Source organism: Spirulina subsalsa PCC 9445 (assembly GCF_000314005.1).
Classification (GTDB): Bacteria; Cyanobacteriota; Cyanobacteriia; order Cyanobacteriales; family Spirulinaceae; genus Spirulina_A; species Spirulina_A subsalsa.
The window spans coordinates 981,749-1,004,956 of record NZ_JH980292.1 but is presented as its reverse complement, the minus strand read 5'-3'; the positions used below and the strand labels follow the sequence as shown (position 1 = coordinate 1,004,956).

The 23,208-nt window shown below is 49.4% G+C and carries 14 protein-coding genes; 9 read left to right on the top strand and 5 right to left on the bottom strand.

Features of this window, described 5'->3' with window-relative positions; genetic code table 11:
* Positions 1–128: 128 nt before the first annotated feature.
* Together crtD and SPI9445_RS0104810 are read right to left on the bottom strand one after the other, a co-directional pair.
* Positions 129–1,673: a C-3',4' desaturase CrtD gene (gene crtD, locus SPI9445_RS0104815; RefSeq protein WP_017303597.1), complete on the bottom strand. Its 1,545-nt coding sequence runs from the start codon at positions 1,671–1,673 to the stop codon at positions 129–131.
* Between the two features lie 94 nt (positions 1,674–1,767).
* Complete coding sequence (locus SPI9445_RS0104810) at positions 1,768–2,730, bottom strand: 3'(2'),5'-bisphosphate nucleotidase (protein WP_017303596.1); 963 nt, start codon at positions 2,728–2,730, stop codon at positions 1,768–1,770.
* Between the two features lie 156 nt (positions 2,731–2,886).
* Here SPI9445_RS0104810 and SPI9445_RS0104805 point away from each other — a divergent pair, with 156 nt between their 5' ends.
* The 5 genes from SPI9445_RS0104805 (at position 2,887) to SPI9445_RS0104785 (ending at position 8,379) form a co-directional block, all read left to right on the top strand.
* On the top strand, positions 2,887–4,281 hold the full coding sequence (locus tag SPI9445_RS0104805) for a cation:proton antiporter (protein ID WP_017303595.1): 1,395 nt from the start codon (positions 2,887–2,889) through the stop codon (positions 4,279–4,281).
* A 392-nt stretch (positions 4,282–4,673) separates the two neighbouring features.
* On the top strand, positions 4,674–6,512 hold the full coding sequence (locus tag SPI9445_RS0104800; protein WP_026079532.1) for an N-acetylmuramoyl-L-alanine amidase: 1,839 nt from the start codon (positions 4,674–4,676) through the stop codon (positions 6,510–6,512).
* A gap of 103 nt (positions 6,513–6,615) precedes the next feature.
* Positions 6,616–7,452: a glutamate racemase gene (murI, locus tag SPI9445_RS0104795; protein WP_017303593.1), complete on the top strand. Its 837-nt coding sequence runs from the start codon at positions 6,616–6,618 to the stop codon at positions 7,450–7,452.
* A 145-nt stretch (positions 7,453–7,597) separates the two neighbouring features.
* Positions 7,598–7,966, top strand: coding sequence for a ribbon-helix-helix domain-containing protein (locus SPI9445_RS0104790; RefSeq protein ID WP_017303592.1), 369 nt, complete (start codon positions 7,598–7,600; stop codon positions 7,964–7,966).
* The gene (locus SPI9445_RS0104785; RefSeq protein ID WP_017303591.1) at positions 7,963–8,379 is read left to right on the top strand and encodes a putative toxin-antitoxin system toxin component, PIN family; all 417 of its coding nucleotides are present in this window, start codon (positions 7,963–7,965) and stop codon (positions 8,377–8,379) included. Before SPI9445_RS0104790 ends, SPI9445_RS0104785 begins: the two co-directional genes overlap by 4 nt.
* A 262-nt stretch (positions 8,380–8,641) precedes the next feature.
* Here SPI9445_RS0104785 and mtnA read toward each other — a convergent pair whose 3' ends face one another.
* Positions 8,642–9,685, bottom strand: a complete 1,044-nt coding sequence (gene mtnA / locus SPI9445_RS0104780) for an S-methyl-5-thioribose-1-phosphate isomerase (protein WP_017303590.1) — start codon at positions 9,683–9,685, stop codon at positions 8,642–8,644.
* 171 nt (positions 9,686–9,856) lie between these two features.
* Here mtnA and SPI9445_RS27325 point away from each other — a divergent pair, with 171 nt between their 5' ends.
* Positions 9,857–15,238 (top strand): PAS domain S-box protein, encoded by a 5,382-nt coding sequence (locus SPI9445_RS27325; protein ID WP_017303589.1) that lies wholly within the window; start codon positions 9,857–9,859, stop codon positions 15,236–15,238.
* Positions 15,239–15,242: 4 nt separating this feature from the next.
* Here the strand turns inward: SPI9445_RS27325 and aroB are convergent, their stop codons facing one another.
* Positions 15,243–16,340 carry a 3-dehydroquinate synthase gene (gene aroB, locus SPI9445_RS0104770; protein ID WP_017303588.1) on the bottom strand — a complete coding sequence of 366 codons (1,098 nt, stop codon included), beginning with the start codon at positions 16,338–16,340 and terminating at the stop codon, positions 15,243–15,245.
* A 124-nt stretch (positions 16,341–16,464) separates the two neighbouring features.
* Between aroB and petL the strand changes: the two genes are divergently transcribed.
* The 3 genes from petL to clpB all read left to right on the top strand — a co-directional run bounded on the left by petL (position 16,465) and on the right by clpB (position 20,721).
* A complete protein-coding gene (petL, locus tag SPI9445_RS32275) occupies positions 16,465–16,557 on the top strand; it encodes a cytochrome b6-f complex subunit PetL (protein WP_475297049.1) in 93 nt (30 codons plus the stop codon).
* Positions 16,558–16,697: 140 nt separating this feature from the next.
* Positions 16,698–17,927: a molybdopterin molybdotransferase MoeA gene (locus SPI9445_RS0104765; protein WP_017303587.1), complete on the top strand. Its 1,230-nt coding sequence runs from the start codon at positions 16,698–16,700 to the stop codon at positions 17,925–17,927.
* A gap of 193 nt (positions 17,928–18,120) precedes the next feature.
* Entirely contained in the window at positions 18,121–20,721 is a 2,601-nt protein-coding gene (gene clpB, locus SPI9445_RS0104760; RefSeq protein ID WP_017303586.1) for an ATP-dependent chaperone ClpB, read from the top strand.
* A gap of 25 nt (positions 20,722–20,746) precedes the next feature.
* Here the strand turns inward: clpB and SPI9445_RS0104755 are convergent, their stop codons facing one another.
* Positions 20,747–22,849, bottom strand: a complete 2,103-nt coding sequence (locus SPI9445_RS0104755) for a S9 family peptidase (protein WP_017303585.1) — start codon at positions 22,847–22,849, stop codon at positions 20,747–20,749.
* Positions 22,850–23,208 lie beyond the last annotated feature (359 nt).

Below are 23,208 nucleotides of genomic sequence, written 5' to 3'. Positions count from 1 at the left end.
GTATATTGCTGGGTTGCTATCCATCCCCTCCCTGCAAGCGAGGAAGGGGAATTCCGCAACATTTTTGTTAAATTGATTCGGCGATTATTCGCTAGGGCTTGCTTAATATATAGCATTTCTCGAACTGGTCAGGATTTCTGTTCAATTTGCCGGACAACAGTGAGGGCGGAATAACTCACTCCGGCCGTACCTTCGCCGGGGTGGGTGGAGTCTCCCACTAACCAGAGATGGGGGATGGGGGTACGGGTGGCAAAACCGAAGGGGCCGAAGGTAAAGCGCCGTTGTCCGATTCCTCCCACAAAACCCGCTTCTCGGGCGGTATAACGGGCAAAGGTGCGGGGGGTGGCGGCTTCTTGGTGGATGATGGTGTCTGGGGTGAGGTGGAAGTATTGGCTTAAACGGGCGATCGCCTCTTTGAGATAGTCTGCCTTGCGACGTTGGTAGGCCGCCCGATCTGCCCCCCACCAAGGCCGAGTATCGACGAAGGAAGAAGCAATCACGGTAGCACAACCTTGGGGGGCGCGTCCATCATGGGGTTGACTGACGGAGACAAAGAGGGAGTTATTTTCCCCAATTTCCCCCTCGTAGTCGTAGAGGAATTGAAGATGAGGGGGGCAACCTTCGGGAATGGCGGCCTGTTTAACCCCTAAATAGACCACAAAAGCCCCAGAGGGGTCGGGCAGTTGTGCCACGCGCTGACGGTAGGGAGTTAAGCCCCAGAGGGCAAGGGGATTGTCCCAGAGGGTGCTGGGAGGGGCTGGGGTGGTTTCTGGTAGGAGTTGCAGGAGATTGTGGACGGTGACATTGGCCACGATATGATCGGCGGCTAACGGCTGGGTTTCCCCGGTTTTGCCCTGACGGAGGGTGACGGCGCTGGCCTGGCCTCCCGTGGTGTGGATTTGTTGGACGGTGTGACCTAGGAGTAGCTGGCCGTTGTGGCGTTCTAGGGCTTGGACGAGGCGATCGCTTAAACCCTGCATACTCCCCTCCAAATGGTACAGCCCTTGGGGGTCTTGGGATACTCCTAAAGCCGTGGCCGCGTAAAGCAGGGCGGTTTCTTCGGCGTTGACTTGGGAATACAGTTTGAGTTGTAGGTCTAAGAAGGTGCGCAGGCGTTGGTCTTGCCCTAATCCATAGAGTCTCAGGGCATCCCCAACAGTCATGAGGGCAAAGGGTAACGTTATCAGCGTATCGGGGCGTAGGGCGCGGATTAACTGCCCCAAATCCCAACTATTGCGGGGGGGGAGGATGGGATCGCGACCCTGAAACCGCCAACTGGCCTCAAAAAGGGTGGCCATGAGTTGCCAAAAGGGTTCACTGTGGGGAAAGTGCCGTTGACGTTCGGCTTGCCATTGGGTGCGATCGCGCCAGACCGAGATCGGGTCTTGTTCCCCCGGCAAAAACACCGCACAGGCCGGGTCACAGGGGCGTGCGGCGGGCGGTTCAACCCCCAACTCCTCAAAAATCCGGGCATGGATGCCCCCCGGTTCCAATCCCGCCACCTGAGTAGCTCCCACATCAAAGGTAAACCCCCGGCGCTCAAAGGTCGAAGCACAGCCCCCCGGCACCGCGGCCTGTTCCACCACAACCACCTCATAGCCCCGTTTGGCCAACAACGCCCCGGCCGTCAAACCACCGATACCCGCCCCAATCACTACTACTTTTTGACTCATTAATTCTCAATTCTCCCCTGCCCCTTTCTGGTAGAGCGTGACATCCTCCCGACACCGACCCTAGGGGTACAGTGCGGGGCTTCCCGACGATGAGCTAACTCCGAGCTAAAACGCCAATCACGTGGTCATGAATCGCCCCATTACTCACCACAACGCCCCGATTGTCCATCATTTTAGTTCCGGTGCCGAAATCAAGAGGGTTTCCGTACATATCCGTAACCTTACCCCCCGCCTCTTCCACCACAATCGCCCCGGCCGCATGATCCCAAATATTCTCCCGATAGTCCGGGTTTTTCGGAGAGGGTAAACGCAAGTATAGAGCCGCTTGTCCCGATGCCACAATGCCATATTTCGCTTGGGAATCAATGCGCATGGATTCTGTAGTAATCCCTACCGCTTGAGCCACCGCTTCCTGACGAGTGCGATCGCCGTGGGACGATTCCACACTCTCCACAAAGCGAAAATGAGCCACATCCTCACTCGACACCACCTTTAAGCGAGTGGGATTGCCCCCCTTCAAGGGAACTTGAGTCGCCCCCTGTCCTCGCACCGCCACATATAGCACCCCTGTTTCTCCCGTGGAACAGGGCAGGGCGGGACAAGCGAGAACACCCACTTTCACCTCCCCTTGTTCCACTAAAGCGATCGCCACCGCATACTGATCCTGTCGTAAAAAGCCCTTCGTCCCATCAATGGGATCCAAAGTCCAATAGCGCGGGGCGACGCTGCCATTGCCCCGGTCAATCCATTCCGCCACCTGTTCCGGTGTCGCATCGGGAATCAGCGCCCCCACATAACCCGTCACCTGTTGCAGCGTGTCCGCCATCTCCGCACGACGCAACTCCCCCGCGTCCTCCTCCCCCACAATGGCATCCGAGGGAAACGATTTAGCGATCGCCCGACAAATAATCGCTTGAGATCCATAGTCCGCCACCGTCACCGGACTTTTATCCCGTTTCTCCATCGCTTCAGGAATCGCTTGACGCACCGCTTGACACAATTGGGCGGCTTGGATGGCGGCAGCAATGGCTACTTGAGTTTCTGCGCTATAGGACATTTGCTCTGCTTCAAGAGTATTTTCAATATTCAGTGCATTTTACCCACAACCGGACCCCCATAGCTCACCCAGCGCTCCCCTCGATTTTCTATTCAGGCAACAACCCAACAAGCTACAATCGACAAGACGATTTCTGCCGAAAGAATGGCTGACCTAATGACTTGGGTGAATCCACCCACCCCTAATTTCTCTCTTATCCCTACACCTGCGCCCCTATTGGCCACCGCAGAAGAAGCCACCGAAGGCACACTGGTCTTAGCGGGCGTTCTCCTAAGCTTAATCGCCGTCTATATAGCCAGTAAACTCGGAGGCGAACTCTGCGCCCGCATTAACCTCCCCCCCGTCCTAGGGGAATTAGTCGGCGGGGTAGTCATCGGCGTTTCCGTTCTCCATCTGCTCATTTTCCCCGAAGGCAACGCTCAAGCCAGTGATTCCCTAATCATCCAACTCCTCGAAGCCACCGCCCAGTTATCCCCAGAATCCGCCCAAGCCGTCTTCACCAGCCAAAGTGAAGTCATTTCCGTCCTCTCAGAACTGGGCGTGATTATCCTACTCTTTGAAATTGGTCTAGAATCCGACCTCAAAGAACTCATTCGCGTCGGCCCCCAAGCCGCCATAGTCGCCGTCGTCGGGGTAGTCGCCCCCTTCGCCGCCGGAACAGCCGGACTGGTTTATATTTTCGGCATTCCCCTTGTTCCCGCCATTTTTGCCGGAGCCGCCCTCACCGCCACCAGTATAGGCATCACGGCCAAGGTTTTAGCAGAAATTGGTCAACTCAGTTCTAAAGAAGGTCAAATCATCATCGGGGCTGCCGTTCTCGATGATATTTTAGGAATTATCGTCCTCGCCGTCGTGGCCAGTTTAGCCAAAACCGGGGAAGTCGAAATCCTCAACGTGGTTTATCTCATTATCAGTGCCGGGGTTTTCTTAGTGGGAGCGATTCTCCTCGGTCGTTTCCTCAAACCCTTCTACGTCGGCTTAATTAATGAAATGAAAACCCGGGGACAACTGCTATTAGTCTCCCTCGTCTTCGCCTTCACCCTGTCCTATATCGCCGCCGCCATCCAACTGGAAGCCATTTTAGGGGCCTTTGCCGCCGGATTAGTCCTAGCCGAAACCGAAAAGCGAGAAGAACTCGAAGAACAGGTGATTCCCGTTGCTGATATTTTAGTCCCCGTGTTTTTCGTCGTAGTCGGGGCAAAAACCGATTTAAGCGTTTTAAATCCAGCCGTCCCGAGTAATCGGGAAGGACTGATTATTGCCACTTTCCTGATTTTAGTCGCCATCTTAGGAAAAGTAATCACAGGCTTTACAGTGGTGGGTCAACCGGATCTCAATAAAATTGCCATTGGGGTTGGGATGATTCCTCGGGGCGAAGTGGGGTTAGTATTTGCTGGGGTTGGGTCGGCCAGTGGCGCACTATCTCCCTCCACAGAAGCCGCCATCATCATGATGGTGATTACCACAACCTTTATCGCCCCGCCTTTCCTGCGTTTAGTCTTCCGAGAATCTCCCGAAGAGGCGAAAGAATCCTCTAAGGTGGAGAGTTAGCACCCGGATTAGCCAGTCAAAACCAGAGAGAGGCGATCCCAAAAAGTCGGGATAGGGGATGAATCCCTCAGTCCCCTGCCTATCCTCTCAATGATTCAATGGATATCTCCTAAAACTCCACTTTTAAAAGGGTAGAATTAGGGTTTCAGCCCAATTCTAGGAGAGTTCCAAGATGAGTAACTTAGTCTGGATAGTTGGAATGTCTCCTTTCAGCAGTCCTGAGTACCAGACAAAATCCGGAGGAAGAGATGCCGTCTTTCAAGGTCATCGTGTATCCTAAGCAAAAGTAAGCGGTAACAACTAGGCTCAGGTCTGGGCAATGTAGACATCCCCTGGGCTTCATCATCCAGTCACTGACTCATCCGTTGTTGTACACACAAGGAAAGAGGATTTTGAGACGATATTGGCTATTTTTGAGTTTGGTCGGTGCTTTGCTGTACGCTTCTCCGGCGGAAGCGGCAAGGTTGCTCTTTTGGCGTTATGAAGCGGCGCAAAACCGCTTGACCTTTACCACCGACCAAGGAGTTCAACCTAGGGCGCAGTTGATTGCCAATCCCACTCGTTTGGTAATTGATTTACCCGGTATCTCCTTGGGTAGACCTTCGGAACGACAGCGCATCGGGGGAGCCGTGGCGGAAGTCCGTTCCGGTCAATTTAATGCGAATACAGCCCGTTTAGTCGTGGAGTTAGCCCCCGGCTATACCTATGACCCCCAAGGTATCCAGTTTCGCGGCATGACCTCCACCCAATGGTCGGTACAACTGCCCCAACCCCAACGCCTAGGGGCGGCCAGTTCTCCGGCCGGGGCTTTGCCTAGTCTGGAGATCCGTGAGAGCTCAAGTCAAACCCAAGCCCAAACCGCTAGCCCCACTCCACAAGACTCGGATTTTCAGATTACCCGTAACGGTTTTTTTGTGCGATTGGGCAATAATGCTCGGGGTCAGGTAGCTGTGCGGCGGAGTCGTAATGGTCAACAGGTACAGATTGACCTCAATGGGATTATGTTACCTGACCAGCTAGTAGATCAAGGGTTTGAGGTGAACCGCTACGGTGTGGGACAGGTGCAGTTTAGCCAAATTCGTCCCTCCCCTCCCTTGGCACGGATTACTATGGATGTGTCAGTGGACAGTCCAGACTGGCAAGCGTCCCTTGCTCGGTCGGGGGGGTTAGCCATTGTTCCGGCGGAAGGTTCGGCGGTGTTGGATCAAGACGCTCCCAGTTCAAGCACTGCCCAAAATACCTTAACCACGGTGCAGTCGGTAGAGTTGGGGTTAGGCAATCAAATCTTGATTCGGGGCGATCGCGCTTTACGGGGAACAGGCCAATGGGACTCACGAACAGGGGTCTATCAACTTACAATTCCCAACGCTCGATTAGCCCCCGACTTCCCCAACCCCCAACTCTCGGCCAATAGCCCCGTTTCCCAAATCCGCCTCAGACAACAAGGGGATACAGTTTTAGTCTTAATCCAACCCGCCCCCAATATCCAAGTCGGTCGCCTGAGTCAACTCAATGACCGTCTGTTGTCCTTACAGTTGAACCAAGGCACCACCAGCGCCCTCCCCCCAGCCCTTGACCGTCCCATTAACATCCCCGTCCCCCCCCCAGAACGCATCGCCCCCCCCACCCCCACCCTACCCCCCGCCGGACAACCCAGCCGCCCCCTCCCCCAAGTTCCCAATACCCGAGCCGTGGTCATGTTAGACCCCGGTCATGGTGGACGAGATCCCGGCGCGGTGGGCATTGGTGGCCTACAGGAAAAAAATGTCGTCTTGCCCATTTCCCTCCGGGTGGCGCAATTACTGGAACAGCAGGGCGTTCGGGTGATTATGACCCGCAATAATGATACTTTTGTTACCTTGGCGGGTCGGGCGCAAATGGCCAACCGAGCGCGGGCGACTATTTTTGTTAGCATTCATGCCAATGCCATCAGCATGAGCCGTCCCGATGTGAATGGGGTAGAAACGTTTTTTTTCAATAGTGCAGGTCAACGTCTAGCCAGCAGTATTCAAAACAGCATTCTGCAAAGCACTAGCATGAACAATCGGGGGGTGAAACCTGCCCGCTTTTATGTGTTGCGCAATACCTCTATGCCTTCGGCTTTAGTCGAGGTCGGGTTTGTGACGGGCAATTTAGATGCTCCTCGTTTAGCCGATCCCAACTTCCGCAATCAAATGGCGGAGGCGATCGCCCGGGGGATTTTACTCTACTTACAGCAAAATCGGCTTTGAGTAGATATACTGGATTGAACCTAAGTGAACCGTCAGCCTAACGTTGACGTTCCCCTAGTGTTCCGTTCGCAGCGTGTTCCGCAGGAAAGGAAAGGATTGCACAATGAAAGACGCTCCGTTGAACCGGATTGGTGTTTTTGATAGTGGTGTTGGGGGGCTGACAGTTCTCAAGGAACTCACTCAACAGTTACCTCATGAGTCGATTCTTTATTTTGGCGATACGGCAAGGCTTCCTTACGGAACCCGCAGTAAGGCTGAAATTTTACAGTTTGTCCGAGAGATCCTGACTTGGATGGAGAGTTGCCAGGTCAAAATGGTGATCATGGCCTGTAATACCAGTTCAGCCTTAGCCTTAGAAGAAGTGCGGCGGGAGTTTCCCTTTCCCATTTTGGGCTTAATTCTGCCCGCCGCCAAAGCCGCCATCCGCCAAGGGCAACGAGTCGGTGTCATTGCCACCCCCGCCACCGTCGCCAGCCAAGCCTACCGTCGGGCGATTTTAGAAATTAAGCAGGATGTTACCGTCTGGCAAGTCGGCTGTCCTGAGTTTGTGCCGTTGATTGAAGCTGGGCGCATTCACGACCCTTACACCTACGAAGTCACCTACAATTATCTCCAGCCTTTAATGGAGCAAGACATCGACACTCTGATTTATGGCTGTACCCATTACCCCCATTTAGCCCCCGTTATTCGTCAGATACTCCCCCCAACCGTGCGTTTAGTCAATCCGGCGCAATATGTGGCTCAGGCGGCGGAACAGGAGTTAGAATTACTCGGTTTGAAGCGTGATTTCCCGGCTTTACCCACAGAGTTTTATGTCAGTGGGGACGCGGAGCAGTTCGCCCAACTATCTCAACGATGGTTAGGGTTTTGCCCGGTGGTGCAACAGGTTTCTGTGGATCAAGTGGCGTTTTCCTATTCGGTTGAATCAACTTGCCCTTGAGCGCTTTTGTCCTTAGTGTGAACTTCAGTAGAATAGAAAGGAGTGTCTAACCAGCACTCCTTTTTTGCTGCACTCACTTTTTTTCCTTCGATTTACTCTTAAGTCTGTAATGATTAGCTTTCAATAATAAGGAGTCAATTAGACCATGAGACAAATTACGTTAACTCCTGAACAAGAACAGTTTTTAGACAAGCAACTAAAGACGGGTAAATATAATAGCCCTCAAGAGGTGATTGCTAAGGCGTTTCAGCTATTAGAAAAACAAGAGGATGAGATTATATTACCTGATTATGTTAAAGGGACAGAATCTGCAAAAGCGTTATTAAAGGAGAAGATTAGAAACTATCGAAAAGAACGAGAAAACAGCAAAACTAAACCGATTGACCCTGAAAGAGTAAGGTTAGCCGAAGAATTTAAACGTTTATGCCAAGAAACCCAAGCTTTACACGCTGATCATCCTTTAACAGATGAACAAATTGCGGCGGAAATTGAAGCTTATCGGAGAGGGGAATGAGAGTTATTATTGACACTAACATTCTTATTTCTGCGGCGGTTGCTGATGGAAAACCTGAAAAAGTGATTAATTTTATTATTAGTCATTCTGATTATGATTGGCTGATATCCGCAGAAATTTTAGCTGAATATAATGAGGTTTTACAGCGAAAGAAATTAAAACTCAGTGATACTAAAAAATCAGAATGGTTAGATTTAGTTAAAAATAGTACACAGTTAATGGAAGTTAATCTTACTGTTGACTTTACAAGAGATCCAAAAGATGCTAAGTTTATCGCTTTAGCAAGGGTTACTGGTGCGGATTTTTTGATTACTGGGGATAGAGATTTTGAAGAGATGATAGAATTAGAGAAAACGGTTATTATTTCAGTTTCTTTGTTTTATGATTTGTTTAGTATTGAGGATAATTTATGAGTCAAACCTTTTAGGTGGCTCGTTGTTGGGCTTCAGCCCTAAGCATTGGCGCTAAAGCGCAACAACGAACTTTTTAGGTGGCTCGTTGTTGGGCTTCAGCCCTAAACATTGGCGCTAAAGCGCAACAACAAACTTTTTAGGTGGCTCGTTGTTGGGCTTCAGCCCTAAACATTGGCGCTAAAGCGCAACAACGAACCTTTTAGGTGGCTCGTTGTTGGGTTTCAGCCCTAAACATTGGCGCTAAAGCGCAACAACGAACCTTTTAGGCTTTAAACTGTTTTAACGCCTCCGGTTTTACTGCCCCCTTTTCCGTAATAATGGCGGTAATTAAATGAGCCGGAGTGACATCAAAGGCGGGGTTATAATAATCTGCTCCCTCTGGACAGATTCGAGTGTCTCCTACTTGGTAGATTTCTTGGGGATCTCGTTCTTCAATGGGGATTTCTTCCCCAGTGGCTAACTTGAAATCTACTGTAGACAGAGGAGCCGCGACGAAAAAGGGGACGTTATGGGCTTTCGAGACTAGGGCTAAACTATAAGTGCCAATTTTATTGGCAGCGTCACCGTTTGTTGTAATCCGATCGGCTCCTACTACTACCGCATCAATTAACCCCTGTTTCATGCAATGGGCGGCCATATTATCACTAATCACGGTCACGGGAATATTATCTTGCACACATTCCCAAGCGGTGAGTTTTGCCCCCTGGAGACGAGGCCGGGTTTCGTCGGCAAAGACGCGCTGGAGACGGTTTTCTCGCCAAGCCGAACGAATGACTCCTAAAGCGGTGCCATAGCCTGCGGTGGCTAGGGCTCCGGCGTTACAGTGGGTTAAGAGGGTGAGTTTTTCTGGTGTTTGTGGTAGGACACTTAAACCGTGATCTCCAATGGCGTGGCAGGTGGCGAGGTCTTCGTTTTGGATGGCTTGAGCAGTTTGGAGGAGGGCGGCTTTAAGATGAGTGAGGTCGCCGGGGGTGTGGTGGGCGGTTTGCAGTTGGCGTTCAATGGCCCAGAAGAGATTAACGGCGGTGGGGCGGGTTTGGCGGAGTTTTTGGGCGATGTCTTCGAGTTGGTGGAGGAAGGCGGTTCGGTCTGAGGTGACAATTTCTTGAGCGCCTAAATACATTCCGTAGGCGGCTGCTACTCCAATAGCCGGGGCTCCACGAACAATCATGGTTTTGATGGCATTGGCCATGCTATCACTACTGATAATCTCGACAGTCCTGTATTCTTGAGGGATACGGGTTTGATCTATCAGAACAGCGCGATCGCCTTGCCAAGTTACAGGATATAAAGAAGAGGTTAACATAAAGGTTTAGAAGAGCAGAAATTTTGTCTCACCTATTGTCCCACGAACCGTAACCTATCTTGAATTCTAAATTGAATTTTTCGCTCTCCAAGGGATTCAACATACTTCATCAAAATTTTAAACTTTTAAAAAGTCAAAAACTACCCTTTTTAATCGCCAATTTATTAAGCAATGAAGACCTGGCAAAATTCCCATTCAAGCTACAACATTGTCGTGGTTGATGATACCCCAGCAAATTTGCGTTTGTTGACCACATTACTGAACCAACAAGGCTATGAGGTACGACCCGCTATTAATGGTGAATTAGCCTTATCGGCGGTACGAGCTATGTTGCCAGATTTGATTTTGCTGGATATTATGATGCCAGATTTGAGTGGTTATGAGGTCTGTCGAGAACTCAAAGCAGATGAAAAAACTCGGAATATTCCGATCATTTTTATTAGTGCTTTGGATAATGAGATTGATAAAGTACACGCTTTTCGCTTGGGGGGAGTGGATTATATCCCTAAACCCTTTCAACAGGCGGAAGTGGTGGCGCGGGTTAATAATCAACTCCGTCTGTTAACTGCCACTCGACAGTTAAAAATTCAAAATGAACAGTTACAACGTTTTAGTGGTGATTTACGAGAATTACACCGTTTACATACTACGGTTTATCGGAATTTTGAGGATTTAGCCCATGACTATTTAAAAACAGGTTGTGAGTTATTAGGATTTACTAACGGAATAATTGAAGCTTGCTCAAATACAGGTTTAGTGGGTAAGGCTAAAGAGTTTTTCAAAGATGGGGAAGTGACGGGATATGAACCTTGGACGCAACGGGTAATCGAACAACAACAAACTCTAATTTATGATGATTTAACACAGGAAACGGACGATTTGGGATCTTATATGGGGACTCCCATTTGGGTGGATGGTCAAGTCTATGGAAGTTTAACGTTTTGCTCTCCTCGGCCACGTTATTTAGAAGCAGAAACCCTTCAGATGCAATGTCATGATGTGGAAATTTTAGAGTTAATGGCTCAAAGTTTGGGTAAATATATTATGGGGCATCAAGGGGAATTGCGTCGTCGGGGGGAGGCTGTCCGACGGGCAAAAGCAGAAGAGGCGACCCAAGTATTATTACGGGTGACACAGGCGATTAATCATGCCGCGAATTTTGAACTGGCTTTAGAAGCGGCGTTAGCGGAACTCTGTGTGAGTAGTGGCTGGACCTATGGAGAGGCGTGGATTCCCCGCAGTAGTGGGGATTGTTTGGAGTGTAGTCTAGCGAGTTATATTCATGAGGCGCAGTTAGCCAATCACGAGGCGATTTATCAACAAATTGAGACGTTTCAAGAGGTGAGTGAGACGATGACCTTAGGCCGGGGTGAAGGTTTAGCGGGGCGGGTTTGGGCGACGGGTGAACAGGTTTATATTCAGGATTTAAGGGATTCGGAACCGTTAGTCCGTCAAGAGTTAGCCCAAGCTTGTCGCTTCAAAATGGCTTTAGCGATTCCCATTTGGGGAGGCAGGGGAACGGAGGAGCATTTTCCCCATCCCGGAAGGGGAGATGATGTCTCGGGGAATCAAGGTCATCGTGAGATGTCCTTAAGTCCTCCTCCTTTGGCGGTGTTGGTGTTTTTCCGTTCTGAGTTTATGGATGGGCTAGAGTCAGGGGATGAGGAACGGTTATTACAGTTTGTCTCGGCGATTACAGCCCAATTGGGTACAGTTATCCAGAAAAAACAAACGGAGGCGGAATTACGGACAATTTTTGCCACGATGGATGATTTGATTAGTCTGTATGACCGGGAGGGGCGCTGTTTAAAATTTACCAATACGAAGTCTAATTTTTTCCTTAAACCTCCGGCGGAATTACTGCATAAAACCCTAGCTGAGGTGTTACCCAAGGGTTTAGCGGACTTCCATCAAGAGGCTATTGACCGGGCGTTGGGCGATCGCACCACCCAACGCCTGGAATATAGTTTGATGATGGGGCCGGCCTTGCGCTGGTTTTCGACCAATATTTCCCCCATGTCTGAGGATACGGTGTTATTTGTCACCCGAGACATCACCGAAAGCAAGACCATTCAAGAAGAATTATTTGCTGCCCAAGCTCGCTTTCAGGCCATTTTTGAGAGTGCCAGTCTTGGCATTGCGGTCATGGCGTTAGATGGGACGTTAATAGACTCAAATGCGGCCTTCCAGGAGTTTCTGGGCTATATGGCCGAGGAGTTACAGGGCATGACCCTAGACTCGTTTACTGACCCGAGGGATATCGACCTAGATGAACAAGACTTTGAGGATTTACTGTTGGGGCGCACCCAGGCCTATTCGGTGGAAAAACGCTATATTCGCTCCGATACCAGTTTAGTCTGGGGTCGTTTAACGGTTTGTGCGGTGAAAAAAGGGGGAGTGGTTGAGTTTATCTTCGGTTTAATGGAAGATATCAGCGAAGCCCAACGGGCGGCGGAAGAAACTCAATTACTGCTCAATATTACCCAGGCTTTTGTGAATGCTCCCGACCTCGACAGTGCCTTAACAGCGGCTTTAGAGCGAGTCTGTCTGAGTAGTGGCTGGGGTTATGGGGAGGTGTGGATTCCCAGCTTAGATGGACAACGCCTAGAATGTAGTCCGGCGTGGTATGTGGAGCCCACTATTGATGCTCAGACACAGGAAAACATCCAAGGATTCCGGGCTGAAAGTGAGGGGTTAACCTTTGAGAAAGGGGAAGGGTTGCCTGGCCATGTGTGGTTACAAGGGGAACCGGAGTTTTTCCAACTCGGGGATACTTTAGACCGCAATCTGGGCTTGCACTACTTTAATCGTCGGGACTTGGCGGAACGACGGGGTATTCAAGCGGGGTTAGCGGTGCCGATTGTCATTCCCCCCATTCTCACCCTTGACCCCCCTGAACCGGGTCGGGTGTTGGCGGTGTTGGTGTTTTTCCGCTTCCAGTCTTTCTCTCTTAATCCTTTGCCGGAAGATGAACGTTTGGCGGAGTTAATTTTCTCCGTGGCGACTCAGTTGGGGACGATTATGCAGCATAAACAAACGGAGGCGGAATTACAGGCGATTTTGGCAGCAATGGATGATTTGGTGTTAATTCGCGATCGCACCGGATGCTGTGTTAAGGTGGCTCCGACTAAGGCCAAGGAGTTATTACAGGGGCAAAATTTACGTCCGGGTCAGTCTCTCCTAGAACGGTTTACCCCCGAACTCACCCAAGCTCATTTAGCTTGTATTCAGGAGAGTCTCACCACGGGACAGCCTACCAGTTTGGAATATACGGTGATGGTCAATGGGGCAGAAATTTGCTTAGATGGGCGTTTTTCCCCGATTTCCCAGCAAGCGGTGGTGGTGGTGGCTCGGGATATTAGCCAGCGTAAGATGGTGGAGGAGAAACTACGGGCGAATGAAGCGGAAATGCGGGGCATTTTCGAGGCAATGACGGATGTAGTGTTAGTGATTAATGCCCGGAAACAGGAAATTCAGGTCATGCCCACCAACTACAGTAAGTTGTATGGGGAACGGGATGTCGTGAGTGAGATTTTTAGTAAGTTTTTTGGCGCGGATTGTCAGGTTGATTTCTGGCGACCGATACAGGAAGCTATTGCCTCTCATCAAACGGTGAGTTTTGATTATAGTCTGGACAATGGAGAGCAGACGATCTGGTTTGATGCCAGTATCTCCCCCCTACCTCAGCAATTTGTGATTTGGGTCGCCCGAGATATTAGCGACCGGGTGCAAGCGGAATTAGAATTACAAACCTTAACCAGTCAACTGGAGGAACGGATTCTCAACCGCACCGCCCAACTCCGGGAGGCCAACCACATTTTACAAGCGGAAGTGACCGCTCGGGTGAAAGCCGAGGAAAAGCTACAAAAAGCCTATGAACGGGTGCAATTACTGTCCGAGTTAACCTTGAAGATTCGGCAATCTTTGGATTTAGAAGATATTCTCCAGACTACGGTGGTAGAGGTACAGCGTGTTCTGAATGTGGATCGGGTGTTATTGGTACAAGAAAAACCCGACGGTCTAAAAAACTCGATTCGGGAAGTGGTCTTAGACCCCTGGCCTACGGTGGAATCCCAAGGGGGTTATGAGACTATGATGCAATCTAAGGGCATCACTACCCTAGAACAGGATCAAGTGTTGGTCATTCCTGATGTCACGGTCGTAGAACTTTCCCCCGCCGAACGGGACTTTTTGACCTTGCTGCAAGTGAAGGCGAAGTTAGTGATCCCCATTTTTTATCAAGATCAACTGTGGGGGAAATTAGTCCTTCATCAATGTCAGGAGATTCGTCCTTGGCATCAAGAAGAAATTGAGTTATTAACGGCCTTGGTGGATCAAATTGCCATTGCTTTATCTCAAGCCAAACTTTTGAACCATCTAGAGGAATTAGTAACCGCCCGGACTGCCGAACTTCGTCGCGCTAATACTAAATTACAACAGGAAATTCGCGATCGCCTTTTAGCAGAATTAGCCCTCCGACGTAGTGAAATGCAGTTGCGTCTCATTACCGATGCGCTCCCGGTGTTAATTTCCTATGTAGATGCAGAGGAGCGCTATCGTTTCCACAATAAAACCTATGGGGATTGGTTTGGTCTGTCTCGGGATCAAATTACCGGACGTTCTGCCCAAGAAGTCTTAGGGCATCTATACCCCTTTATTCAAACCTATATTCACGCGGCCTTAGCCGGACGGAAGATTAACTTTGAACTTCAAACCCCCAAAATTAACGGTCAAAGTCGTTATATCAGCGCGACCTTTATTCCTGACCAAACGGGGGATGGAGGAGTGCGGGGGTATTTTGGCGTGATGGTGGACATTAGCGATCGCAAGGCCGTTGAACAGATGAAAGATGATTTCCTCTCTATTGCCAGTCATGAACTCCGCACCCCCCTAACTTCCATTCGCGGTTCTTTAGGATTATTAGCCACCGGGCGCTTAGGCACTTTGGACTCCAAAGGACAGCAGATGCTCAATATTGCGGTCAAAAACACCGAACGTTTAACCCGACTGCTCAATGATATCCTCGACCTCGAACGTATTGCCTCGGGTCGGGTGGAAATGTGCAAACAAGCTTGTAACGCCGTAGAGTTAATGTTAAGTGCTAAAGAGGCTATGCAGTCTATGGCGGACTCAGAAGGGATTACTCTGGAACTGGAAGTGGATCACCATCCCCTCCCGGCCCCCCCTCCTTCTATTCCCTTACAAGTGGATCCTGACCAAATCCAACAAACCTTAACGAATTTAATTAGTAATGCGATTAAATTTTCTCCCCCTCAGAATTCCGTCTGGATGGGGGTGGTTGTCGCAACGGAGGAGATTCGCTTTTATGTGCGCGATCGCGGTCGAGGTATCCCGGCCGACAAACTAGAGGCCATTTTCGGTCGTTTCCAACAGGTAGACGCTTCCGACTCCCGGGAAAAAGGCGGAACAGGTTTAGGTTTACCCATCTGTCGGGAAATTGTCCAACAACATGGGGGCAAAATTTGGGTAGAAAGTATTCTCGGAGAAGGGAGTACCTTTTATTTCACCCTTCCGTTGGAAAATCAACCTTAACGGTTTAAGGCTTCAACTGATCAATCACTTGACCTAACCAGTCATGGGGCACCTCATCAGTTATCTTGACCTTGCCTAACTGGGTGGGGAGAATAAAACGAATCTTCCCGCTTTTTACCTTCTTGTCCCTTTGCAAACTCTCCACAATCGCTCTAGTGTCCAAATCCGGGGGAATGTGGGAGAGGAGTCCAGTTTTCTCAATGAGGGCATTCTGACGACGGGCTTCATTTTCTGTCCACAGTTGCAATTTTAAGGCGATCGCACCAGCCGCCACCATCCCGATTCCCACCGCTTCCCCGTGATTAATCCGGGAATATCCCGTTACACTCTCAATGGCATGACCAATGGTGTGGCCATAGTTTAAAATTGCCCGTAATCCCGACTCCCGTTCATCTTGACTGACGACATCCGCTTTCGCCTGACAGGAACGGGTTAGGATGACTTGCAATAACTCAGGATCTAAATCCGAAAAATCTTGTAATCCTTGGGCAGCTTCTAACTGGGTGAATAAATCCTCATCCCAAATGACCCCATATTTAATCACCTCCGCCATACCAGCGCGAAACTCTCGGGGGGGAAGGGTGGTCAAGACTTGGGGATCAATCAACACTAATTTTGGTTGATAAAAGGCCCCGATGAGGTTTTTTCCTTGGGGATGATTCACGCCCGTTTTTCCCCCAACGGATGCGTCTACCATTGCCAGTAAAGAGGTGGGAACTTGGACAAAGTTAATCCCTCTCAGCCATGTCGCCGCCGCAAATCCCGTCATATCCCCAATGACACCCCCCCCTAATGCCACGAGGGTAGAAGAGCGTTCTAAACGGTGTTGTAAGGCGGTATCGTAAATCCGGGCGATGGAGTCTAGGGTTTTGTAGGATTCTCCGGCCGGGATTAGATGACTAGCGACGGTGTATCCGGCTTTTTCTAGGGATTGAACGACGGTTTTTCCGTAGTGGTGGAAGATTTCCGGGTTAGAAATGACCAAGACTTTTTGACCCAAACCGAGGGGGCGCATTTGTTCCCCCAGTTGAGATAAACTCTCCGGGGCGATCGCAATATTGTAGCTATTGTTAGGTAAGTTAACAGCAATGACAGAGGACATGGGGGATTGATTGATCAACAGTTCAGCCTCTATTATCCTTGATTTTTGAGTCTCCCCCTGTCCCCAATCGGGTAAAATAGCAGAATTCTAGGACTCGAACCCACTTTTTAGGAGCATTAAAATTATGGCAATTGTGGCTTACTTCTTGATTTTGGCCGTTTTTGCAACCCTCGCCGTCGTTGCTTACAAAGGTTTCCGTGCTATTGGCCTCATTTAACGATTGAGGGGTGCGGGAATCGATCCGTCCCGTGCTGTACTCTCAGAGTTAGCGTCAGGACGGGGATTTTGACCGACGGACGCTGACTCTGCCCAAGACCCCTCAAGTATATTCTTATCGAACAATTGAGCATTGATTAAATGTTACCTGTTGCCGACGCTGAACGCTTGATCTTAGACCTGATTCAACCCCTGAGTGAAACAGAAACCGTGAGTCTCGAAAGTGCGACGGGGCGAATTTTAGCCGCCTCTGTCACCAGTGGGTTAGACTTCCCCTATTGGGATAATTCCGCGATGGATGGCTATGCCGTGCGCTGGGAGGATCTGAAAAGTTGCGATCGCGCTCATCCCCAAACTCTCCCCATTATTGAAGAAATCCCCGCCGGATCTCAACCCCAAAAAACCCTAGAATCGGGACAAGCCGCCCGCATTTTTACCGGAGCCATTATGCCCCCCGGTGCTGATGCTGTAATTATGCAGGAAGACACCGAAAGAAATGGGGATACTGTCACCATTTTAGCCGCTCCCCAACCCTATGATTTTGTGCGAAAAAAAGGGGAATACTATCAAGCCGGAACAACTTTATTAAAAGCCGGAACTCTCATTGAAGCCCCAGAATTAGCCCTTTTAGCAAGTGCCAAATGCAACCCATTAAAAGTCTATCGTCGCCCTCGGGTGGCTATCTTTTCCACTGGAGATGAACTAATTACCCCAGATCAAAGCTTAACCCCCGGCAAAATTGTTGACTCAAATCAATATGCTTTAACCGCATTTCTAATTAGTCAAGGAGCCGTTCCCATCAATTTAGGCATTGTTCCCGATCAACCTCAACAGTTAAAAGCTACCATTAGCCGGGCGCTTAGAACGGCTGATTTTGTCTTATCCACCGGAGGAGTTTCCGTCGGAGATTATGATTATGTAGAAGAAGTTTTAACCCAATTAGGGGGAAAAATTCATCTGACCAGTGTAGCCATAAAACCCGGAAAACCCCTCACTGTCGCCACCTTTAATCAAAACAACCAATCCTGTATTTATTTTGGTATTCCGGGAAATCCCGTTTCTGCTCTAGTAACTTGTTGGCGTTTTGTCAAGCCTGCGTTACAAAAATTATCAGGAAATGGTGAAGATCCAAGGGATAAATTTATTCAAGGTCGGACGAATCAAGAGTTAAAAGCCAGTGGAAAGCGAGAAACCTATCTCTGGGGAAATCTCGCATGGAAGGGGACAGAATACGAGTTTAATTTAGCCGGAGGAGTCCATAGTTCTGGGAATTTAATTAATTTAGCGACAACCAACGCTTTAGCCATTGTTCCGGTAGGAGAAACCGTGATTCACCCCGGTTCAATGGTAAAAATTATGACCTTCCGTTGACCCAAAAATGTGGGCGGTGAAATTCCCCTTCCTCGCGAAGAAAGAGAGGGTATAGATAGCAACCCACCAACCCACTGGCGGATTCCCCTTGAGAGGGAAACCCAACCCCTAAAGGTTGTGTTTTCCCTGCTTTTCTTGCTCAGACGACCGCCTACAATAACTATATATCTTGGCAGGAGGATGAGAGAAGGTTATGCAGCCGACGAACCCCAATCAATTTACGGAGAAGGCTTGGGAGGCCATTGTTAAAACCCCAGAGATTGCGAAACAGAATAAAAATCAGCAGATTGAGAGTGAACATTTGCTGAAGGCGCTGCTGGAACAGGAAGGACTGGCGACGAGTATTTTTAATAAAGCGGATATTAGTGTGCAACGGTTGCGCGATCGCACGGAAGAATTCATCAGTCGTCAACCCAAGATTACCCAAACCACCGACTCGATCTATTTAGGACGGAGTTTAGATGTTCTACTAGATCAGGCGGAAAAAAACCGCCAAGGCTTTAAAGATGATTTTATTTCTATTGAACATTTAATTCTCGCCTACGAACAAGACGAGCGCTTTGGGGCGGCTTTATTTAAAGAATTTGGCTTAACGCGCAAAAAGTTACAAGAGATTATTATGAGTATTCGAGGCAGTCAAACCGTCACCGATCAGAATCCAGAAGGCAAATACGACGCGCTAGAAAAGTATGGCCGGGAATTGACGACCTTGGCGCGGGCTGGTAAATTGGATCCCGTCATTGGTCGAGATGAAGAGATTCGCCGCACGATTCAAATTCTCTCCCGTCGGACGAAAAATAACCCGGTGTTGATTGGGGAACCGGGGGTGGGGAAAACGGCCATTGTGGAAGGATTAGCCCAACGGATTGTTAGTCGAGATGTCCCGGATTCTCTGCGCGATCGCAAAGTGATTGCCCTGGATATGGGGGCTTTAATCGCTGGGGCTAAATATCGCGGGGAATTTGAGGAACGTCTCAAAGCGGTTCTGAAGGAAGTTACAGAGTCAGAAGGACAAATCATCATGTTTATTGATGAAATCCACACCGTGGTAGGTGCTGGGGCCACTCAGGGGGCAATGGATGCCGGAAACCTGCTCAAACCCATGTTAGCGCGGGGTGAATTGCGCTGTATTGGAGCCACGACGCTGGATGAATACCGCAAATATATTGAAAAGGATGCGGCCTTAGAACGGCGTTTTCAAGAGGTTTTAGTGGATGAACCGGATGTCGCCGATACCATCTCCATTTTGCGGGGCTTAAAAGAACGCTACGAGGTGCATCACGGGGTTAAAATCGCCGATACTGCCCTAGTGGCGGCGGCCATGTTATCGGATCGGTATATTAGCGATCGCTTCCTCCCCGACAAAGCCATTGATTTAGTCGATGAATCGGCCGCTAAATTGAAAATGGAAATCACCTCCAAACCGGAAGAATTAGACGAAGTAGACCGCAAAATTCTTCAATTGGAAATGGAACGCTTATCCTTACAAAAAGAAAATGATCCCATTTCCTTGGAACGTTTAGAAGTATTAGAACGGGAATTAGCCAACCTCAAGGAAGAACAATCCCGTTTAAATGCCCAGTGGCAATCGGAAAAAGAAGTCATCAACGAAATCCGCACCATTAAAGAAACCATTGATCAGGTGAATTTAGAAATTCAACAAGCCGAACGGGATTATGACCTCAACCGGGCGGCAGAATTGCGCTATGGCAAATTAACCGACTTACAACGTCAGGCCAAGGAAACCGAGATTAAACTCACCAATATTCAAACCACCGGGAAATCTCTCCTACGGGAGGAAGTAGTCGAGGCCGACATTGCCGAAATTATTTCTAAATGGACAGGGATTCCCATTAGTAAATTAGTGGAATCGGAGAAAGAGAAACTGCTCCATCTTGAAGCAGAATTACATCAGAGAGTAGTAGGACAAGATGAAGCTGTAACAGCCGTTGCCGATGCCATCCAGCGTTCCCGTGCCGGACTTGCAGATCCCAATCGTCCCATTGCCAGTTTTATTTTCCTCGGTCCGACTGGGGTAGGGAAAACGGAATTAGCGAAAACCTTGGCCTTAAGTCTCTTTGACAGTGAGGAGGCAATGGTACGGATTGATATGTCCGAATATATGGAAAAACACGCCGTTTCCCGCTTAGTGGGAGCGCCTCCGGGCTATATAGGGTATGAACAGGGGGGACAACTCACCGAAGCCATTCGCCGTCGTCCCTATTCAGTGATTTTATTTGATGAGATTGAAAAAGCCCATGCCGATGTATTTAATATCATGTTGCAATTGTTAGATGATGGGCGCTTGACAGACTCCCAAGGTCATACGGTGGACTTCCGCAATACGATTATCATTATGACCAGTAATATCGGGTCGCAATATATTCTAGATTTGGCGGGAGATGATAGTCAATATGAGGAAATGCGATCGCGGGTCGTGAATGCCATGCGGGAGAGTTTCCGCCCAGAATTCCTCAACCGTATTGATGAAATGATTATTTTCCGCAGTTTAGTTAAAAGTCAATTGCGGGAAATTGTCAAGCTGCACGTTAGCCATTTAGAGAATCGTCTGGCGGAACAAAAACTATCCCTTAAAATGGCCGAAGCGGCGTTAGATTTCTTAGTAGAAATTGGGTATGATCCGGTTTATGGCGCACGTCCCCTTAAGCGTGCCGTGCAACGGTATTTAGAAACAGCCATTGCTAAAGAAATCCTACGGGGTCACTTTAACCCCGGTGATACTATTTTTGTTGATGTGGTGGATGAACGTCTCACCTTTATCAGTAAACAGTAAGCCCTATTGGGTTCCTAGGGGCAGATTACGGTTTATAGCCCCATTCTTGTGGCTCGGTAGGTGTCCTGATCTGGTCTATATCAATAGTTAATTGTTGTAAGCGGGTTTGTAAGGCTGGGGGAAGTGTTTCTTGATAACGCCCCCCTAAATGATGGGCTAAAAAACGTTCCATAGCGACGGCAACGGCTAAACGGTTGATGGACTGGGTGAAACCATGTCCTTCGTCAGGGGCGAGTAAATACTCTACTTCTCGCCCGAGATCCCGTAAAGCCGCGACAATTTGATGGGATTCGGTGGCTCTGACTCGGGGATCATTGGCCCCCTGAATGACGAGGAGGGGGGATTGAATTTGTTCAACGGCGAAGAGGGGGGATTGTTGCTGTAGGCGTTGTCTGTCTTGAGGATCATTGGGATCTCCAACGCGCAGGGTGAGGAATTTCTGGAAGGGTTTCCAGTAAGGGGGGATATTTTCTAAAAAGGTGACGATGTTGGAGATGCCAACATAGGAAATTCCGGCCTGGTATAGATTGGGAGTGAAGGCTAAACCTGCTAGGGCGGCGAATCCACCGTAGGAAAGACCAAAGATGGCAATGCGTTCTGGATCGGCAATTCCCTGTTCAATCAGGTACTCTACGCCATCGGTGATGTCGTGCTGCATGGCTCCGGTACCCCATTCTTGATTCCCGGCGTTGAGGAAGGCTTTGCCGTAGCCTGTGGAGCCGCGAAAGTTGGGCTGGAAGACGGCGTAACCCCGATTAGCGAGGAATTGAACATAGGGATTATAACCCCAACTATCTCGGGACCAGGGGCCGCCGTGAGGGAAGACAACGAGGGGGAGGTTTTGGGGGGGGGTGTTGCGGGGTAGAGTCAGATAGGCGGGGATTTCGAGGCCGTCTCGCGCTGTGTAGCGGAAGGATTGCATGGGGGCGAGGTTTTGGGGGGAAAGTTGGGGGCGCAGGTTGTAGAGGTTTTGGATCGTGCGGGTTTGGCGGTTGAAGAGGTAGACGGAACCGGGGTTAATATCACTGCGCAGGGTGATGATTTGCAGGCGATCATCGTTGGTGGCGGATTGGAAAAAGATGTCGCCGGGGGGGAGGAGGGTTTGCAGGAGGGCGAGATCCTGAGCAAATTGGTCATCTTGGGGATAAACTCGCCAGCGATCGCCTTCATAATAGGTGGCGAGTAATCGTTCATCTTGGGCAGCAAAGAGAGCAAAGCCAAAGTCAACTTCTTGTTTAGGATCGGCTTGTACTAATTTGTAGGATTTTGTGCGGAGATCCAAGAGGATTAAACGGGTTTTATCGAAAGGTTCTCCCCGATTACTAATCACATAGACTTGTTCTCCGTTGGGGTGGAAGCGAAGGACGGAACAGGTTTCTTGGAAGTTGCAACGATAAAGGGGGGTGAATTGCTGGGGATCGACGCGGAGGATTTCGCTGCCGCCGTCGGGGGTGCGTCGCACGGCCAGACGGAGGGTTCCGTCGAGGTCTGTAATCCAGTCTACGATGCTTTGATCGTTCTCACGCAGTCGGTTTTTTTTTCCGGTGGTGATGTTGAGTTGATAAACGTCGTGGTAGCGAGAATCTCGCTGATTTAAGCCAATAATAATCTGCTGGGGGGTCGCTTTGGGGACGGCTAAAATGAGCGCCCTAACGTCTGTTGGGGGGGTTAGTTGGCGGGGAGGGGTGAGGGTATGGGGCGAAATGGCGTAAATTTGATAGTTTTCGTTGCCTGCTTGATCTTGCAGGTAGAGGATGGCTTGTCCGTCTTTGCTCCAAAAGTAGCTGGCAATGGGGCGATCGCTTTCTGTGACGCGATAAGCCTCTGTAAACGCGGCATCAAGGGGTTTCACCCAAAGATTAGAGACTCCCTGCCAAGGTTTGCGAAAGGCTAAATACTGACCATCTGGCGATAAGGTTAAATCAGAAAGTTCGGGTTCCCCAAAAAAATGATCGTGGTCAATCAAAACAGATACTTGTGCTGGAGCATTCACGGTCAGGGGAAAATCAGGTGATGCGTGAATTGCTGATGATCTCGTCAGAACTTCATGGGCTAGTACTCCATGATTTTGGAACAGTCCCCCTAGGATAAATAGGGCGACGAAATTGTTGGTAAGGTATTGTTTCATAGGTCAGGTCTTCGAGTTCTCGGGTTTTGCCTCAACTGTTGCTTAAGTTTGTGTGGAGACATCTACTTATAGCAATCCTAGGTCAATGGGTGAAATTCCCTCACGTTTAACCCTGCTCTGAGATGATTCAGAGGAGATTGAACCATTTTACCCGTTTTTGAGAATCGCTTTGTGTTTCTCACAATAGCTGTAAATTGTGACAAAAATAGGGCAAAAATTTTGCCATATTGTTAACAAAAGGCTTGATTTGCTCTCATTCTTTATTTTGGGCAATATAAGGGCTAAGATGTATAGCCAACCTACTTGAGTCGTGCAAAAAATGTTCACTTCGTGACGCTCCGCGTTCACTTCGTGACGCT

Coding starts and splice junctions, on each gene's coding strand:
- clpB (WP_017303586.1), top strand. CDS start 18,121: ATGCAGCCGACGAACCCCAATCAATTTACGGAGAAGGCTTGGGAGGCC.
- crtD (WP_017303597.1), bottom strand. CDS start 1,673: ATGAGTCAAAAAGTAGTAGTGATTGGGGCGGGTATCGGTGGTTTGACG.
- murI (WP_017303593.1), top strand. CDS start 6,616: ATGAAAGACGCTCCGTTGAACCGGATTGGTGTTTTTGATAGTGGTGTT.
- SPI9445_RS27325 (WP_017303589.1), top strand. CDS start 9,857: ATGAAGACCTGGCAAAATTCCCATTCAAGCTACAACATTGTCGTGGTT.
- mtnA (WP_017303590.1), bottom strand. CDS start 9,685: ATGTTAACCTCTTCTTTATATCCTGTAACTTGGCAAGGCGATCGCGCT.
- SPI9445_RS0104810 (WP_017303596.1), bottom strand. CDS start 2,730: ATGTCCTATAGCGCAGAAACTCAAGTAGCCATTGCTGCCGCCATCCAA.
- SPI9445_RS0104805 (WP_017303595.1), top strand. CDS start 2,887: ATGACTTGGGTGAATCCACCCACCCCTAATTTCTCTCTTATCCCTACA.
- petL (WP_475297049.1), top strand. CDS start 16,465: ATGGCAATTGTGGCTTACTTCTTGATTTTGGCCGTTTTTGCAACCCTC.
- aroB (WP_017303588.1), bottom strand. CDS start 16,340: ATGTCCTCTGTCATTGCTGTTAACTTACCTAACAATAGCTACAATATT.
- SPI9445_RS0104755 (WP_017303585.1), bottom strand. CDS start 22,849: ATGAAACAATACCTTACCAACAATTTCGTCGCCCTATTTATCCTAGGG.
- SPI9445_RS0104785 (WP_017303591.1), top strand. CDS start 7,963: ATGAGAGTTATTATTGACACTAACATTCTTATTTCTGCGGCGGTTGCT.
- SPI9445_RS0104790 (WP_017303592.1), top strand. CDS start 7,598: ATGAGACAAATTACGTTAACTCCTGAACAAGAACAGTTTTTAGACAAG.
- SPI9445_RS0104765 (WP_017303587.1), top strand. CDS start 16,698: ATGTTACCTGTTGCCGACGCTGAACGCTTGATCTTAGACCTGATTCAA.